Origin of the sequence: Leptospira sarikeiensis (genome assembly GCF_004769615.1) — a bacterium.
Lineage (GTDB): Bacteria > Spirochaetota > Leptospiria > Leptospirales > Leptospiraceae > Leptospira_B > Leptospira_B sarikeiensis.
On the sequence record NZ_RQGF01000012.1, the window covers coordinates 300,479 to 316,830 of the forward strand.

At 42.6% G+C, this 16,352-nt stretch carries 16 protein-coding genes and 2 tRNA genes; 10 read left to right on the forward strand and 8 right to left on the reverse strand.

Going from position 1 to position 16,352, the window contains the following annotated elements:
* A complete protein-coding gene (locus EHQ64_RS05815) occupies nucleotides 1–1,113 on the reverse strand; it encodes an LIC_10450 family protein (RefSeq protein ID WP_135648550.1) in 1,113 nt (370 codons plus the stop codon).
* Between the two features lie 439 nt (nucleotides 1,114–1,552).
* On the opposite strand from EHQ64_RS05815, the gene rpsT reads away from it, so the two are divergent.
* From rpsT to EHQ64_RS05865, 10 genes are all read left to right on the forward strand, one after another.
* A complete protein-coding gene (gene rpsT / locus EHQ64_RS05820) occupies nucleotides 1,553–1,825 on the forward strand; it encodes a 30S ribosomal protein S20 (RefSeq protein WP_135648551.1) in 273 nt (90 codons plus the stop codon).
* A 16-nt stretch (nucleotides 1,826–1,841) separates the two neighbouring features.
* Nucleotides 1,842–1,914, forward strand: a tRNA-Val gene (locus EHQ64_RS05825).
* A gap of 37 nt (nucleotides 1,915–1,951) precedes the next feature.
* Nucleotides 1,952–3,343, forward strand: coding sequence for a phosphoglucosamine mutase (gene glmM, locus EHQ64_RS05830; RefSeq protein ID WP_135648552.1), 1,392 nt, complete (start codon nucleotides 1,952–1,954; stop codon nucleotides 3,341–3,343).
* A gap of 3 nt (nucleotides 3,344–3,346) precedes the next feature.
* Entirely contained in the window at nucleotides 3,347–5,179 is a 1,833-nt protein-coding gene (glmS, locus tag EHQ64_RS05835) for a glutamine--fructose-6-phosphate transaminase (isomerizing) (RefSeq protein WP_135648553.1), read from the forward strand.
* Between the two features lie 5 nt (nucleotides 5,180–5,184).
* Nucleotides 5,185–6,228 (forward strand): GlmU family protein, encoded by a 1,044-nt coding sequence (locus EHQ64_RS05840; protein WP_135648554.1) that lies wholly within the window; start codon nucleotides 5,185–5,187, stop codon nucleotides 6,226–6,228.
* Between the two features lie 18 nt (nucleotides 6,229–6,246).
* Entirely contained in the window at nucleotides 6,247–7,854 is a 1,608-nt protein-coding gene (locus EHQ64_RS05845) for a carboxyl transferase domain-containing protein (RefSeq protein ID WP_135648555.1), read from the forward strand.
* 319 nt (nucleotides 7,855–8,173) lie between these two features.
* Nucleotides 8,174–9,472, forward strand: a complete 1,299-nt coding sequence (locus EHQ64_RS05850; protein WP_135648556.1) for an ammonium transporter — start codon at nucleotides 8,174–8,176, stop codon at nucleotides 9,470–9,472.
* 36 nt (nucleotides 9,473–9,508) lie between these two features.
* On the forward strand, nucleotides 9,509–9,853 hold the full coding sequence (locus EHQ64_RS05855) for a P-II family nitrogen regulator (protein ID WP_008595143.1): 345 nt from the start codon (nucleotides 9,509–9,511) through the stop codon (nucleotides 9,851–9,853).
* 143 nt (nucleotides 9,854–9,996) lie between these two features.
* Nucleotides 9,997–10,422 (forward strand): SRPBCC family protein, encoded by a 426-nt coding sequence (locus tag EHQ64_RS05860; protein ID WP_135648557.1) that lies wholly within the window; start codon nucleotides 9,997–9,999, stop codon nucleotides 10,420–10,422.
* 29 nt (nucleotides 10,423–10,451) lie between these two features.
* Nucleotides 10,452–11,180 carry a L,D-transpeptidase family protein gene (locus EHQ64_RS05865; RefSeq protein ID WP_210410815.1) on the forward strand — a complete coding sequence of 243 codons (729 nt, stop codon included), beginning with the start codon at nucleotides 10,452–10,454 and terminating at the stop codon, nucleotides 11,178–11,180.
* Here EHQ64_RS05865 and EHQ64_RS05870 read toward each other — a convergent pair.
* The 7 genes from EHQ64_RS05870 to EHQ64_RS05900 form a co-directional block, all read right to left on the reverse strand.
* Nucleotides 11,177–11,440 carry a hypothetical protein gene (locus EHQ64_RS05870; RefSeq protein ID WP_135648559.1) on the reverse strand — a complete coding sequence of 88 codons (264 nt, stop codon included), beginning with the start codon at nucleotides 11,438–11,440 and terminating at the stop codon, nucleotides 11,177–11,179. The genes EHQ64_RS05865 and EHQ64_RS05870 overlap by 4 nt on opposite strands.
* A gap of 273 nt (nucleotides 11,441–11,713) precedes the next feature.
* Nucleotides 11,714–12,577, reverse strand: coding sequence for a peptide chain release factor N(5)-glutamine methyltransferase (gene prmC, locus EHQ64_RS05875; RefSeq protein WP_135648560.1), 864 nt, complete (start codon nucleotides 12,575–12,577; stop codon nucleotides 11,714–11,716).
* Nucleotides 12,578–12,584: 7 nt separating this feature from the next.
* Nucleotides 12,585–12,661: transfer RNA gene (locus EHQ64_RS05880), tRNA-Arg, on the reverse strand.
* Between the two features lie 28 nt (nucleotides 12,662–12,689).
* Entirely contained in the window at nucleotides 12,690–13,331 is a 642-nt protein-coding gene (locus tag EHQ64_RS05885) for a Crp/Fnr family transcriptional regulator (RefSeq protein ID WP_135648561.1), read from the reverse strand.
* Nucleotides 13,332–14,387, reverse strand: coding sequence for a tetratricopeptide repeat protein (locus tag EHQ64_RS05890; protein WP_135648562.1), 1,056 nt, complete (start codon nucleotides 14,385–14,387; stop codon nucleotides 13,332–13,334).
* 24 nt (nucleotides 14,388–14,411) lie between these two features.
* On the reverse strand, nucleotides 14,412–15,641 hold the full coding sequence (locus tag EHQ64_RS05895; RefSeq protein ID WP_135648563.1) for an amidohydrolase family protein: 1,230 nt from the start codon (nucleotides 15,639–15,641) through the stop codon (nucleotides 14,412–14,414).
* A gap of 43 nt (nucleotides 15,642–15,684) precedes the next feature.
* Complete coding sequence (locus tag EHQ64_RS05900; RefSeq protein WP_425460393.1) at nucleotides 15,685–16,332, reverse strand: LIC_10271 family cell wall hydrolase; 648 nt, start codon at nucleotides 16,330–16,332, stop codon at nucleotides 15,685–15,687.
* Nucleotides 16,333–16,352: the final 20 nt, after the last annotated feature.

Consider the following 16,352-nt stretch of genomic DNA (forward strand, 5'->3'; position numbering starts at 1 on the left):
CTATCCTTCGCTATCGGCCCATTTTTGCAAGGAGATAAGTAGTGCTCCGATATCTTCCGAACAATATAATAATGCGCTTCGGGCGTCCTTGTACATCTGCTGCTGGTTATACGGGACTTGTTTTAAATGGTTTTCGTTCTTTGTATTCAGAACGTTCAATGCGTTTAACACCATTTTTTTGAGTTTTCTCGCCAAACTAAGAAGAAGTTCCTGCATTTCCCAACGGATCACCAATTTTAGCTTTTCTTGATCCGTTGTTCTGGATTGAAGAGCTTGTTTTCTATGTGATTCGTATTTTGCCACGTAATACGTGACAGATCTAGGATAAGAAGTGAGCTCCTTATGATAGTTCAGGATCTTCTCCAGTTTCTGAAAGAACTCTATATCGAATTCTCTGTTCAGGTTCCCTACGATATTTTTGTTATCGGAAGGGTCCCCTGTTGCTTCGAAAATTTTAGAATTGCGGATATTATTCAGAACCGATTCGATCCGATCTTTGATCTTTTGGAACTGTTGGACACTGTCTTCGATATATTTCGTTTCTCTAGTAGAGCCTGCTTCTACAGCTTCTATAAAGACCGGAATGTCCTCTCTTCCTGCAGAAGTGGAAAGCCCTGCGTCTGAAATATTCAGATCCACTTTGGAAAGATCGAATATATCATTTTGGACAGAAGTCATCCTTGAGGATAGGTCCTGAGTTTCTGTAGGAACACTTGAGGTCTCGATCTCTCTTGTAGGAGTAAAGGAAGGTTTTTCCGAATTTGCTGCAGAAGGTTTTGTATTTTTAGTCTTTTCCGCAAGATTTTCGATCCAGTCTGCGCTCGGATGTTTTGTTGTTTTAAGAAGATTGGATAATTTCTGAAGATCTAAAGGATTCGCGCCCTTTGGGTTCATTCTTCCGAGTTTAGGTTTAGTTGCTTCCGCTTCGGAAGCTTTTTGGAGAGTGATACGAATGATCTCTGCTTTTCTACTTTCCTTGTTAAAACGAACCGCATAACGGTTTCCGTTCCGATCCAAGTATTTGGTACCTAGCTGGGTCAAAGAAAGTTTATTCGGATCGATCTCATCTATCGAATTCACTATTATATAGTCTTGAGCCTGCCTAGATATCATCGTAAAAGCGTCCTTAGGAACGTTACATAGGACGAGTAATTAATTTCCAATCTACTGGATTATAAAAAATAAGATAAAAATAAGTACAAGCAAAGCAAAAAATTTTTTCAGACCGAAGTTTGGGAAATTTATTTCCAAACTCCCTCGTTTGAGTAATGGCTCATCCTCCAATCGGATTTGAAAACTCGGAATTAGGGCCATAAGAGATAAGAGCGAGTAACGTATCAGTAAAATTCGAAGTCTTCCTTAGTGTTGCCGCTCGACTCTTGGATATGATTATCCGCCGACCTTCGGGCAGATGTGCTTCTGCCTTTCCTCGAATTTATTTTTTCTAAGTTTAGAAGAGAATGGAAATAGAAGGTAGATTTGCTAAAACCGCGTTGACAGGCGGCCTGGGTACGAAAATCTGGGCCTAATCCCTTAATAGGAAGTAGAGTCCTTGGCGAACATAAAGTCTTCAGAAAAAGATATCCGTAGAACGAAACGCAGAAATGCGGCAAATTCTCAAAACAGGAACCGCCTTAGGACCCAAGCTAAAAAGATCCTGAAAGCGCTTCAAGACGGAGAAAAAGACTCCTTAAAATCTTTGTTCAATCAGTATTCTTCACTTTTGGACAAAGCTGCGAAAACCAACCTGATCCACTCTAAAAATGCAGACCGCAAAAAGAGTCGGATGGCATTGCGTATCAATAGCCAGGCTGCGAACGCATAATAACCGTTATCATAACGGGCGATTAGCTCAGCTGGGAGAGCGCCTCCCTTACAAGGAGGATGTCGGCAGTTCGATCCTGTCATCGCCCATGTCTTTATCCCAAACCTCAAAACATTCCCCGGATCTATGGCTCTAAATCCTCAAAAACCGGTCTTCCAACACCCGGATTTGATGGTTTCCGTGTCCGGAATCCGGGGAATTATTCCCACCGGCCTAAGTCCCGACGTAATTTTTCATTCTCTCATGGCCTTTGGGTCCAGGCTCAAGGGAAATACCGTAGTCATCGGTAGGGATTCTCGTCCGAGCGGAGCTTATATAGAAAATATCGCGATCGGGATCATGCTCGGAATGGGCAAAAATGTGATCCAACTCGGGATTGTTCCTACTCCAACCGTAAAAGCTGTGGTCCAGCAATCCAACGCTGCCGGCGGGATCATGATCTCTGCTTCTCATAATCCGGTAATTTGGAATGCATTTAAGTTCATCGGGCCAGGCGGATTTTTTACGAACGCTCAAGATTTAGAAGGTCTGTTAGATCTAGTTAGAAAAGAAGATTATAAACCTTTTCAGTTTAAGCCCAACTCGAATGTAGAAGATGGGACGGATCGGATCCAAGCTCATATCGATTCGGTTCTCGCTCGAGTGAATGTCTCCGCGATCAAAAGAAAAAAATTCACTGTGTTTTTGGATGCGGTGAATGGCGGAGGCAGCTTCGTTTTACCGGAATTGTTAAAACAATTGGGTTGTAAGGTGATTTTACAACATTGCACTCCTGACGGAACATTTCCTCGTCCACCGGAACCTACTCCGGATGCTCTCAAACAATCTTCTCGTTTGATCAAACAGTCCAAGGCGGACATCGGTTTTGCCCTGGATCCTGACGCAGACAGACTCGTAGTTTTATCTCCTAAAAAAGGCGCAATCTCCGAAGAATTAACTCTTCCTCTGAGTTTTATGTCTTACCTTGCTTCCAATTCGGTTCCGAAGAAGGCTTCTATCACTGTGAATCTCTCCACAAGTTTTGTGAATGATTGGGTCGCAGACTCTGTAGGAATTCCAACTTATCGATCTAAGGTGGGAGAAGCGAACGTTGTGGCAGAAATGATACACCGTAAATCCGTTTTCGGCGGAGAAGGGAACGGAGGTGTGATCGATCCGGCTATTCCTTCTTTTGGAAGGGACTCTCTTTCGGGGGTGGCACATATTCTGAATCTGCTTGCCCTCAAGGGGGAAGATGCTGATACTGTGATAGGTAGTCTTCCTGCGGTCCATATGCGCAAGATCGCATATAAAATCGCGGGGCAAAAGACGGAGCAGATTTATTCTAAGTTTCGCAGCGCCTTCTCCGAATATAAAGAAGATGCGAGAGACGGTTTACGTTTAGCGAACGAGAACTCTTGGATACATATTCGACCTTCGAATACCGAGCCGATCCTCCGGTTGATCGGAGAAGCCAGAACTAAAAAGGATCTGGACTCTCTATTAAATAAAGCCGGAAAGATCATGGAGAATTCATAATATATGTGTGGAATCGTAGGATACGCAGGCGATAAAAACGTAGAATCAGTACTGATCGTCGGACTCATCGGACTTGAATATCGCGGATATGATTCTGCAGGGATCGCCGTTTTGGACAGGGGAGAGATCCAAGTCCGTAAACAAAAAGGTAAGATCAAGGATCTTGAAAATTACCTAAAAGAGCATCCTATCCGTGGAAATGTAGGGATCGGCCATACTCGCTGGGCAACTCACGGAGAGCCAAATCAGATCAATGCTCACCCACATACGGATTCAAAATCCACAGTTGCAGTCGTTCATAACGGAATTATAGAGAACTATTCCGAACTTCGCCAGGAATTGAAACAAAAAGGTTTCGTGTTCCATAGTATGACGGATACCGAAGTTCTTCCGAACCTCTTAGCAGAAAGCAGAAAAAGAGGCTTATCCAATAAGGATGCTTTTTTAGAATTATTTAATAGAGTTCATGGTAAATGGGCGATCGCGGTAGTATTCGACAACGAACCGGACAGAGTATATTTCGCTCAGGATGGAGCTCCTTTACTTTTGGGAAGAGGAAAAGAAGAATATTATTTGGCTTCCGATATTTCTCCTCTCACTCGTAACTGTAGAGAAGTATATTATATCAACTCTAAAGAATGGGGATACTTTGCAAAAACCGAATGTAAGATTTTCGGATTTGATGGCTCTGAGAAAGAATTCGAATTCAAAACTCAGGATATTAAATTTGAGGATGTAGATAAAGGCGGTTATCCTCATTATATGATCAAGGAGATCCACGAACAACCTGGGATCTTCCGCAGGATCATCCAATCTCGCATTAGTGAAGCCGGAGAGATAGAATTTCCGGAGAGCACAATCTCTAGAGAGATGATGTCCAAAGTAAACCGTATCATTATCCAAGCAGCCGGAACCAGCTATTACGCAGGGATGCTCGGAAAACATTATCTGGAAAATTTCGCAAAGATCCAAACGGATACGGAGACTTCTTCGGAGTTCCGTTATAGAAACCCTGTTGTAGAGGGTGATACTCTTATCGTAGGAATTTCTCAGTCCGGAGAAACTGCTGATACTCTTGCTTCTCTTTTAGAAGCGAAAGCGAAGTTTATTAAGGTACTTTCTCTTGTGAACAATGTGAATTCTACAATTGCAAGAGAATCCGATTCATTCATCAGAACGGATGCAGGTCCCGAGATCGGGGTCGCGAGTACGAAAGCTTTTACAGCTCAGGTAATTAATCTTCTTCTTTTCTCCTTATACGTTGCTCGTTTAAAATGGATCGTTTCGGATGATGAATTAAAAACTCTGATCGAAGAGATCCGACTTCTGCCGGGAAAAATGGAAAGGATTTTGGCCCAGGCTCATATTCTGGAAAACTGGGCAGCGGATTTTACGAAAACCAAAGACTTCGTATTCTTAGGTAGGACTTACAACCATCCTGTAGCATTGGAAGGCGCTCTGAAATTAAAAGAGGTCTCCTATATCCACGCATCTGGTTATGCGGGCGGGGAATTCAAACACGGGCCGATCGCTCTCATTACGAATGAGGTCCCGGTGGTTTGTATTGCAACGAAGTCGGAAATTTACAGCAAAATGCTTTCCAATATCCAGGAAATCAAGGCTCGTAACGGTATTATGATCTCAATTGTTACAGAAGGTGACAAGGAAGCAAAAGAACTCTCGGATTATTGTTTTGAAGTTCCGGAATGTCCGGAAATTTTAAGCCCGATCCTGAATGTTCTTCCACTCCAACTTCTCGCCTATTATTCTGCCGTGGCTAGGGGTTGTCCTCCGGATCAACCGAGAAACCTGGCGAAGTCCGTCACAGTGGAGTAGTGAGAGTGGGCAAAGTTCAGAGAATTTGGATCGACGAGAGAGAAACTCCTCCCGGTTTGGGGGCCTTAACTCGGATCCGATCCTTCTCCGAAATTAGAGATGGAGTTTTAACTCCTCTCCAAAGGATCAGAGAGCAATACTCAGACGCGAAGATCCTATATTCTCATTCCAATTCCGCATTCCAAAAAACATTTTTCGAAAGAAATCCTAAGATCGGCGAATACGACGGCAAAGACGTAGATCTGATCATTCGCCCTGATGAGTTCCTACCTTGGAAATCCTTGGAGTCTGTGGGCAAAAACATAGACCTGGATCTGGAAAATCATAAGGATCTCAGAAAATGGGTCCGCAAACTCAAAGTAAAAACGGGGGATTTCCACGTTGTCGGGAAATCCAAACATGTTCATATCCATCCTTCCGCTAAAATTTATCCTGGAGTGGTCATAGACGTAACTTCGGGACCGGTGATCATAGACAAGGACGCGAAAGTAACTTCTTTCAGTTTTTTAGAAGGCCCTTTGTATATCGGCCAGGGAACTCATGTAGACAACGCTAGGATCACGGGGAATACAACGATCGGGAACGTTTGTAGGATCGGTGGAGAAGTTGGCGATAGCATTATATTAGATTTTACGAATAAACATCATGAAGGTTTTCTCGGGCATTCCGTTGTGGGAAGTTGGGTGAATCTTGGTGCATTATCCACCACCTCCGACTTAAAAAATAATTACGGAGTCGTCAAGATCAGAGAAGAGAATACGGATGTCACCACAGGCTCCATTAAATTCGGTTCCATCATAGGTGATTTTTCCAAGATCGGGATCGGAGTGATGTTGAATACCGGGACTGTGATCGATTTCGGTTGTAATGTTGTTTCTTCCAAAGCGAGCGGATATATTTCTCCTTTCCGTTGGGTTGATGGCCAAGCGTATATCCTGGATCTATTCCTAAGAGATTCTCGCAAAATTATGGCGAGAAGAAATCGAGAACTCTCTCAATCCGAATCAGAACTTATTAGAATATTATACGAAACCAAGGTCCGGAAATAAAAAAGGACCGGAGGCTCCATGGAAGTTTTGGAATCGCGTATCAGTACGTCTTCCCCAGAATATAAAGAGAATTATAAGGATCTTTCGGAGAAGGTTGCGGATCTACGCAAACTTTTCGAGAAAGTGAAGTTAGGCGGTGGAGATAAATCCATCCAAAAGCATAAGAGCAGGGGAAAGCTCACTGCGAGGGAAAGGATCCAAGGACTCATCGATCCGAATACTCCCTTCTTAGAATTTTCAGCTCTTGCTGGAGAAAAAGTTTATTCAGACGATGTTCCTTCTGCAGGGATCGTGACAGGGATCGGAAAAATTTCCGGAACACCTTGCGTGATTGTTGCAAACGATGCTACTGTAAAAGGTGGGACCTATTATCCTTTAACAGTTAAAAAGCATATTCGCGCCCAAGAGATTGCAGCAGAGAATCGTCTACCTTGTATTTATCTAGTGGATTCAGGCGGAGCATTTTTGCCGATGCAGGACGATGTATTTCCTGACAAATGGCATTTCGGACGAATCTTTTATAACCAAGCAAACTTATCCAGAGCAGGGATCCCTCAGATTTCAATCGTGATGGGAAGTTGTACCGCAGGCGGTGCATATATTCCAGCAATGTCCGACGAGTCCGTGATCGTAAAAGGAAACGGTACTATTTTCTTAGGTGGGCCTCCTTTAGTAAAGGCGGCAACCGGAGAGATCGTCACTCCCGAAGAATTGGGAGGAGCAGATGTTCATTGTAGGATCTCAGGTGTCACGGATCATTATGCAGAGAACGATCCTCATGCTCTCGAGATCGCAAGACATATCGTTTCTAGTCTAGGAGCCAGAGCGAAAAAACTCCAAGAATCCATTTCATACGAAGAGCCGTTGTATCCTGCGGAAGAAATTTATGGGATCATCCAAAAGGATATCCGTAAACCCTACGATGTGAGAGAAGTAATCGCAAGAGTTGTGGACGGTTCTCGTTTTCAAGAATTCAAAAAATATTATGGAACCACGATCGTAACCGGTTTTGCGAATATTTACGGAAAAACGGTGGGAATCATCGCGAACAACGGAGTTCTTTTCTCCGAGAGCTCATTGAAGGCGGCTCATTTCATCCAGCTTTGTAATCAGAGAGAGATCCCTTTACTCTTCCTACAAAATATTACAGGCTTCATGGTCGGAAAAAAATACGAAAACTCAGGAATTGCAAAAGACGGAGCCAAAATGGTAAATGCTGTCTCCACTTCTGTGGTCCCAAAATACACCGTAGTGATCGGCGGATCCTATGGAGCAGGGAATTACGGAATGTGTGGAAGAGCTTTTGGTCCAAGATTCCTCTGGATGTGGCCGAATGCTCGTATTTCCGTGATGGGAGGAGAGCAAGCAGCGAATGTTCTTCTTACTGTGAAAATGGAACAGTTGGAAAAAGAGGGGAAAGCTCTCTCTGATTCGGAACAAACAGAGTTTAAGCGCCCTATATTAGAAGATTATGATACAAGATCCTCTTGTATCTATTCTACTGCAAGACTTTGGGACGATGGGATCTTGGATCCTGCAAGAACCAGAGAAGCTTTGGGTCTAGCTTTGTATTCGGATCTCTCCGAAAAGGGTATAGATCCTTCTTATGCCATCTTCCGGATGTGATTTAGTTCCCAAAAGGTTTGATACCTAAGTATAGTTTCTTTTGAAGAATGGCCGGAAATCTTCTATTTTTCCGGCATCTTCTAAAAATTTGCCTAATAAGTACGCAAACTGCTAGGCCGAACCTGAAAAGTAAGTCCCTGAAATAAGGGAAATCCTGCCTCTTCTAAAAAAATCCCAAGATTTTCTAGTGGAAAACCTGATTCAGAGGCGTATAATCTTTGCTTCGAACTTTTTTTCCGATTTTACGGAGAATTTTTTTCTCAGGTACTCTTTTTGCATTAATGAGATAAAACATATTTTCGAGATGAGATTTGAGAAAATGAAAATTGCCCAAAAACTTATCGTGCTCTTGATCCTCCTTCTACCAGCTTTGATCTGGGGACAAGACGCCGCACCCGCTCCCGAAGCAGCACCTGCTCCAACATTGGATAAAGGTGACACTGCATGGATGATCGTCGCTTCCACCTTCGTGTTCTTTATGATCCCAGGACTTGCCTTGTTCTATGGCGGTATCGTAAGATCTAAGAACGTTCTATCTACAATGATGCACAGCTTCATCGCGATTTTAGTTCTCACTCTTCAGTGGACTATTCTCGGATACAGCTTAGCATTCTCCGGAGATAACCCTTACGTCGGTGACTTCGGATTTGTACTTCTGAACGGAATTACTGACGAAACTTTGGAAGGAACGATTCCAAAATACATTCACTTCCTATTCCAAGGAATGTTTGCTCTGATCACTCCGGCTCTAATCTCCGGTGCGATCGCTGAAAGAGTAAAACTTTCCGGTTATATCGTTTTCATTTTAGCTTGGGCTACTTTGGTATACGATCCAGTCGCGCACTGGGTATGGTCTGGAAACGGTTGGTTGTTCAAGAAAACCGCGCTGGATTTCGCAGGTGGAACAGTAGTACACTTGATTTCCGGTATCGCTGGTCTTGCAGCTGCAATCGTTTTAGGAAAACGTAAAGGAGAAGGTCCTGCACTTATCGCTCCGAACAACCTAACTTACACCTTGATTGGTGCTGGTTTCCTTTGGTTCGGATGGTTCGGATTTAACGCAGGTTCCGGACTTGCCACAAACGGACAAGCAGCAAGAGCTTTCGTAGTAACTTTGATTGCTCCGGCTACTGCAGGTGTTGTTTGGTTACTAATCGAATATCTTCACACTAAAAAAGCTACCGCATTGGGTGCAGCTTCCGGTATCGTTGCCGGTCTGGTTGTGATCACTCCTGCTGCAGGATTTGTGGACGCGACTGGTGCTCTTCTAATGGGTATTATCGTTTCTCCGATCTGTTACGGAGCGATCCTATTGAAAGGAAAACTCGGATATGACGACTCTTTGGATGCATTCGGTATTCATGGTGTTGGTGGTGCTATCGGAGCGGTTCTTACTGGAGTATTTGCACTTGCAAATTACATTCCAGAGGGAGTAACTCGTGGAGATCAGATCCTTGTTCAGGTAATCAGCGTAGTTGCAACTGGAGCATATTCCATCGTAGTATCTTTGATCCTCGTCTTCATTATTGAGAAAACGATCGGATTCAGGATTTCTGAAGAGAAGGAAATTGCGGGACTCGATTCCGAAATTCACGGAGAAAAAGGTTATATTATATAACCTTTATGAATTTATACATTAAGTAAAGGAGAGCATATGAAATTAATCGTAGCAATTATCCAGCCACATAAACTGGAAGAAGTAAAAGCGGAGCTTACTAAGAATGAAATTTACAGACTTACCGTAAGCGACGTGCAAGGCTACGGGCAGCAGAAAGGAAAAACCGAAGTATTCCGCGGACATGAATACCAAGTGAACCTTTTGAGAAAAGTAAGATTGGAAATCGCCGTAAACGATGAATTCGTTAAACCTACGGTAGACGCGATCCTTAAAGCTGCCAAAACCGGCGACGGAAAGATCGGTGACGGAAAAATTCTTATTCTTCCGTTAGAAGACGTGATCCGTATCCGTACCGGAGAAAGAGGAAGCTCAGCGATCTAATTCTTCCCCAATACGAGTCGAAACTAGCTTCGGGGTCGGTATTTACCGGCCCCATTTTTGTTTTAGGGTTAACTCTTGTAGTTGGCATACGCGGAATTTTGGATTTACATTCGTTCGTTGGAATTCCAACATTCGAAACCGACATGAGCGAAGAACTAATTGTAAGAAAAGAGATAGAGATCGCAGCGAAACCTTCCGAAGTTTGGAAAGTATTAACAAAATCGGAATTCATAAAACAATGGGATGAGCTTCCTGAGGATTTTTTGACGGAATTTATTTCTCTCGGCACTGTGATCGAATGGGAAGGTTTTTCTAAATTAACAGTAACCGGTTTTGATCCTGAAAACTTTTTAAAATTCTCCCTATATTTGCCTCAGGTAGAGTTGGATCCGAGCCAATACGATATTTTTTATTCTTATACTTTAAGATCTCAAAATTCAAAAACAATTATGATCGTTGAGATTGGAGATTTTTCGCCTATTCCAAATGGGGAAGATTATTATGAAGCCTCTCTAGAATTTGCAGAAGAGGGAGGTGCTAAGATCAAAAAATTGTCTGAAAGTTTATGATCCGAATATAGTTATTTTCAGTGTTTCACTTGAAAAAGAAATCGGCTTTTATCGTCCTTGGTCTCGTTCTAGTATGTTCCGGAGTTTATCTTCTAAGAAAGTCCGGAAGTATTTCGTATCTTTTCGCTATTATAAAAGGTAAAAAAACCGTAGATCAGGTTTTACAAAGAACGGAACCGATCGTTGATAGGAAATACAAAGAATTATTTTCTTCGAAGGGTATTTCTTATCCTCCTGCAGAAATTCTTTTGGTTGCCTATAAATTAGAGAAAAGTTTGGAATTATGGGCGAGGTCGTCCGGAGATTTTAAATTGATCCGAAGTTTTCCGATCCAAAAAGCGAGCGGCAAACTAGGCCCGAAGCTAGCCGAAGGAGATAGTCAGGTTCCGGAAGGAATATATCAGATTATCGGCCTGAACCCAAATAGTAGCTTTCATCTGTCTTTGAAGTTAAATTACCCGAATGATTTCGATCTAGAAAAAGGAAGATTGGATCATAGGGACAGATTGGGGAATGATATCTTTATTCATGGGAAAGCGGCTTCTATCGGTTGTTTGGCAATGGGTGACGAAATTATCGAAGATCTTTTCACCTTGGTCGCAAAAACCGGCAAAGAAAATGTATCTGTGATCATTTCTCCGAATAGGAAAGTGAATAAGCTGCCGGAAGTTGTTTATCCTAATTGGGCGGAAGAACTTTATACGGATATTAAGAGAGAATTATATATCAAAAAAATAAATACAGGATCCGACCGCTAAGGCTTTTGATTGTTTGATAGAAGTTCTTTGTCGGGGTCAAAAAGAATTGTAGGCATTATTTCTTTGGATAAGCCAAAAATACCTGCAAGACCTATCATTGTGGAAAGTACTTCATAATAAGCTAAAGCTCTTCCACTGTTGAAAATAAGATCTTGCTCGCTTGAATTTTCAGATTTTAGCTGACTATCCGCTTTTGCTTCCTTTGCTTTTTCTATAAGCAATTTTAAAATATCATCTATATAATTTTGTTCTACTGTCATTTGGAGAAACCGGGTATATAAGTATCACGTTTAAATTATTTGCTGAAACAAGCTTTAATTCATCTCATTCTTAGTTTTGAGAAATTTATGGATCAATTTGAATATCCTTTCTGCACGGAGTAAGATCTTCTTTTTAAACCCGCCAGGGATGCGAAAGGCGCGAAGCGTCTCGAAGAGACGAGGGCGAATGCCCGAGCCTGTAGCAGCCCGGTCCTTGCGAGCTGGAGTTTGGTATGCACTCGTTTCCAATGGATCCTCGCAAGGAGGCGGCCATTAAATTTGGAATCTTACGAAACTTTCTCTTCCAGAAAGATCTTTTTTTAAAACCGCGTCGGAATATCCGAGTGAAAGTCCCGTTTCCTTTAGCCATCCGGAATATCTTGGATGGGTCTCTAAATAGAGTCTTCCGTTCGGTTTTAATTTTGTTTTTGCTTCTGTTAAGATCCTTGTGTGGAATCCTTGGAAGTCTGAAACGAAAAGTGCAAGATGTGGTTCGTAGTCTGCTACGTCAGGCATGATCGTAGATTTGTCCGCTTCAGGTATATAAGGTGGATTGGATACGATCAGATCGAATTGTTTTTCGGAAGGAATAGAGGAGAATAGGTCTCCATTATAGAGTTCGAATTTTTTCTCCGTATTTAAGATTTCTTGAATATTCTTTTTATTGATCTCGAGTGCGGTTTCGGATGTGTCCGTAAAAGAAACTTCCCAACCATTTCTGGCTTTTGCGAGGCTGATCCCTATACATCCGCTCCCGGAGCATAGATCCAATACTTCGAGTAAGTTTTCCTTATTCGGATATTCTTCCAATACCCAGGCGACCAATTCTTCCGTTTCAGGTCTAGGAATGAGAACGGATTCGTTCACAAAAAATTCTGAATCGAAGAACGCTTTTTTACCTATGATGTATGCTGTGGGTTTGAATTTGGATCTTTGAACGATCCTTTCTCTATATTCGTCTTTTTCGGTGAGAGAAAGTGGTCTTTCGAAATCTATATAGAGTTTTACTCTTTGGATCTTGAGTAGATCGGCGAGTAGGATCTCCGCATCTAGTCTTGCGGATGGAATGTTTTTTTTCTTTAGGAACTCTTCCGATTTTTTGAGAAGATTGATTACGTTGTCCTGAGAATCTGCCATAGTTTGATGGTGGCCCCGAGAGGATTCGAACCTCCGACCAAAAGTTTAGGAAACTTCTGCTCTGTCCACCTGAGCTACGGGACCTTTTATCTTTGGAAGAACTAAATCGCTTTTATGCGGGTTTGCGCTTCTGAGAGACTATTCTCTGGAAGTCATTAATATTGTGAATTACGATTTTGTCGGAGTAGATCTCGATTTTACCGCTTTTAGCGAATTGGTTCACTACCTTTTGGACTTCTCCTACCGGTTGGGCGCACCAATCTGCTACATCTTCGACGGTTACGTTAAGAACCACTTCTTTGAATTCAGTATGTGTATGCATTTTTTCATACAACATCAGGAACACGTCCGCCACTTTTCCGATGATATCATCCAAGAGGAGGATGAGTAGTCTTCGTTTTGCATCGTAGATCCTGACCGAAAAGATGGTTAGGATCTTTAACGCAAGTGTAGGGTTCTTGGTCATTAATAGTTCGAAATTTGCTCTGTTGAAGTTGAGCACTTTCACTTCGGAGATTGCGATCGCAGTTGCACTTCTGGGCTGTTCTTCTAGGATCGCCATCTCTCCGAAAATATCCCCTTGTTCCAAGATATCCAAGGTTTTGATGGAATTTCCTACTGTTTTGGTGATCTTCACCTTTCCAGCCTGGATAAGAAAGAAATCGTTTCCCGGTTCGTTTTCGCAGAATATGATCTGGTTCGGTTCGAAGGTCTTTCCGAACTTAGAGAACATTGACTCGAGCATTAAATCCATTTAGGCGCTGAGCTCCTTGGCTTTTTGCCTAGCTTTCTGGGAAAGACTGTCTCTTTCCGGAGGAAGTAAGGCTACTTTACCGAATAACATTCCCGCTCTTTGGCGATCTCCTTGTTGTTCCGCGATCTCTGCCAAATGAAATAAGGACTCTTTTACGGATTCTCCGGATGGATGCTTTTTGATATAAGCCGAGAATGTATTACTTGCCGTGTCCAAATTATTGAGTTTGAGGAAACAAACTCCCATTTGGAAAAGTGCATTGTCTACGAGCTTCTTCTCGCTATCGTATTTGAAATCCGTGCGAATCATTAGGTCTTTGAAGATAGTAGCTGCCTCTTCGAACTTACCCACGTTTAAGAATGTATGAGCTCTATTATATAGGGAAGTGATCGTATTATCAGTTCCGGCTCCCAGATTCGTTTTCTCCGTAGCAGGTTTCATGATATTCTGCAGGTTTTCCTGGGTCATTCTGGTAGAAGCAGCATCATAAACTAGGGGAGGCATATTGATCGGATACGGAGTTCCTTTTCTTGCCAGGTCTTGTAGCTCTGTCGCTCTACCTGCATATGGTCCTGTAGGATAATGTTCCAGATATTTTCCGAAACCGTAAGCCGCGTGCTCGAAGTTATTATTTTTGTAAAATACTTCGGCGACGTTCATAAGTTCGAATGCAGGGTTTCTCGCTTCTGCCTGGCCCAAGATCTCTCTGAGTTTTTTATGGACTAGCCTAAGTTGGCTAGAGAACACCTTCATCATTTTTAGGATGAGATGGGTTTTTTCAGCTACGAAGGTTTCGAAATCGGAAAGTTTGAAAACTAAGACGGTTGCTCCGCCTACTACCTGTGCGGTCTCTTCCCTAGGATACTTTCCAAGTGCGGATTTGACTCCGAAAAATTCTCCCAGGCGAACATCTTCTTTTACTTCGTAGCCTGAATCGATTGCGGTATACGTGAGAACGACTCGACCTTGTCTGAGGACGTAGATATCCTCCGATCGATCTTTCTCGAAGTAAATAATAGAACCGCCTTTATAAGTTCGGATTATGGGCCCAGCCAAGACCGTTACCTTCTATTCTAAATCTTACCCGACAGGAAAAAATGCCAAATCCTTTTTGTAACCAAGGGCCCGGGTGACCGATTCTAGTAACCCCAGGGGGTCTCCTGCAAGGTATTTATCGGTTTTTGCGATCTTAATTTCGCGTCCGGCAACGCCCGTTTCGTCAAAAAAATCTTTCAAAGAAAGGTCTCCGTAGGAAGGTTTTCCATCCTTCACAACCAATCTCACAGATCCCAAATCCGCGGAAGAAAGTGCTGAGTAAGCGTCTTCTTTTTCCGAGGAAAGCACAAGTAGATCCGCTTTTTTTCCAGTTTCTAAACTACCTAAATGATCCCAAACCCGTAATGCTTTCGCCGGATTTTCAGTTACCATTCGGAATAGAATTTTAGGATCCAATTCTTTTCCATATTCTTTTGCGTAAAATTCTCTGGCAGTTTTGATCTCTTGGAAAATATTTATCGATCCGGACATAGGGGAGTCAGTTCCTAAACTCACATTCACCCCTGCATCGAGTAGTTCCCGGATCGGAGCAGTCTTTCCAAACATGAACAGATTGGATTCAGGACACCAAACCAGATTTGCTTTTGCCTTTGCTACTTCTTGGATGTCTTGCGGATCGAAAGCAATCCCGTGAACGAGTACTGTATTTTCTCCTAGGCAACCCAGGGATTTTAATTCTTTCAGAGCATTTTTGGACTCTTCGTCAAATCCTTCCGAAATATGGGTCACAAAAGGAAGATTTCCTTCTTTTGCCCGAGCATACTCGATCTGTGGCCCATCTCCCCAACCGAGAGAATAAGAGCAGATACTATGTGCCAGGGTGAAACGATCTAGGATACGAACGGGAGAATTTTCCAAAAATGGTTTTTGGACGAAATGGGGGATATGATCCAAAACGGAAGTAACTCCGCTGATCAGATTTTTATAAGAACCAAGTAGATAGAGTTGCTCCGGCTCTAATTGTTGTCTTTCCGCATATACGACCGAGGATTTGAGATCGTTATCCCAAGGAAGCCAATTCAGATAGGGCCGATTTGTTCCTACTTTAGGGAGATAGGTGCCGAGAAGATGATCATGTGCATTGATCAGTCCCGGATAAACGAAATTACCTTTTAAGTTTAAACGAATAGGTAGGACGTCCTTCGGAATTCCGGTAGAAATTGAACTGATCTTTCCGTCTTGGATCCGGATGGTTGCGTTTTCCAAAACGCCTTGAGCAGTGACGGCTCTAGAATTTACGATTTCCCATTCCATTTAGTGCAAAAACCTAATATATTCTCTTTAGACCGTTCGATCTTTATCTTAAAAGTGGGATCGGATCCACTGCTTTTGTTCCTTGGTTGATCTGGAAGTATAGGCCTTTTCCTTCTTCCAATTCTCCCAAAGAATCTCCCGGTTTCACAGTTTCCCCTTCTTTGACGGAAACTGATCTGAGGTTTGCGTATACGCTGGAGTATCCGCCTTTATGTTCTAAAATAATATATTTCCTGTAACCGTCCATTTGGTCCAGTACAACTACTTTGCCGGAGTGGATCGGATGAACATCCTTATGTCGGCTGGCTTTGAATAAAACACCTTTATTCGGATAAAAGGAAACATTGGAATAAGGAAGAGAAACCGGAGGCAAAACTTTTAAGGGAGAATGAAATCTTCCATGATGGAAAGAAGTAGTTTCGGAAGATGTTTTTTCCTCTCGGACAGCAGTATGAAGTTGGTTCGGGATCTTCAATTTTTCTCCCACCTGCAAACCTTCCGTTTCTTTTTTGCCGTTCCATTCCAGAAGGATTTTCCAATCCATTCCGTATTTTTGGGAGATAGAGAATGCGGTTTCTTTCGGTTTAACTATATGGGTCTTTGTAGTCGTTCCTGCGGGTTCGAGCCGAATGGGAAGAAAGAATACGATCATTCCGAAACATATCAGACGAAGGAAAAATAGCTCCCGCATACTCTAAAATATCGGCAAAA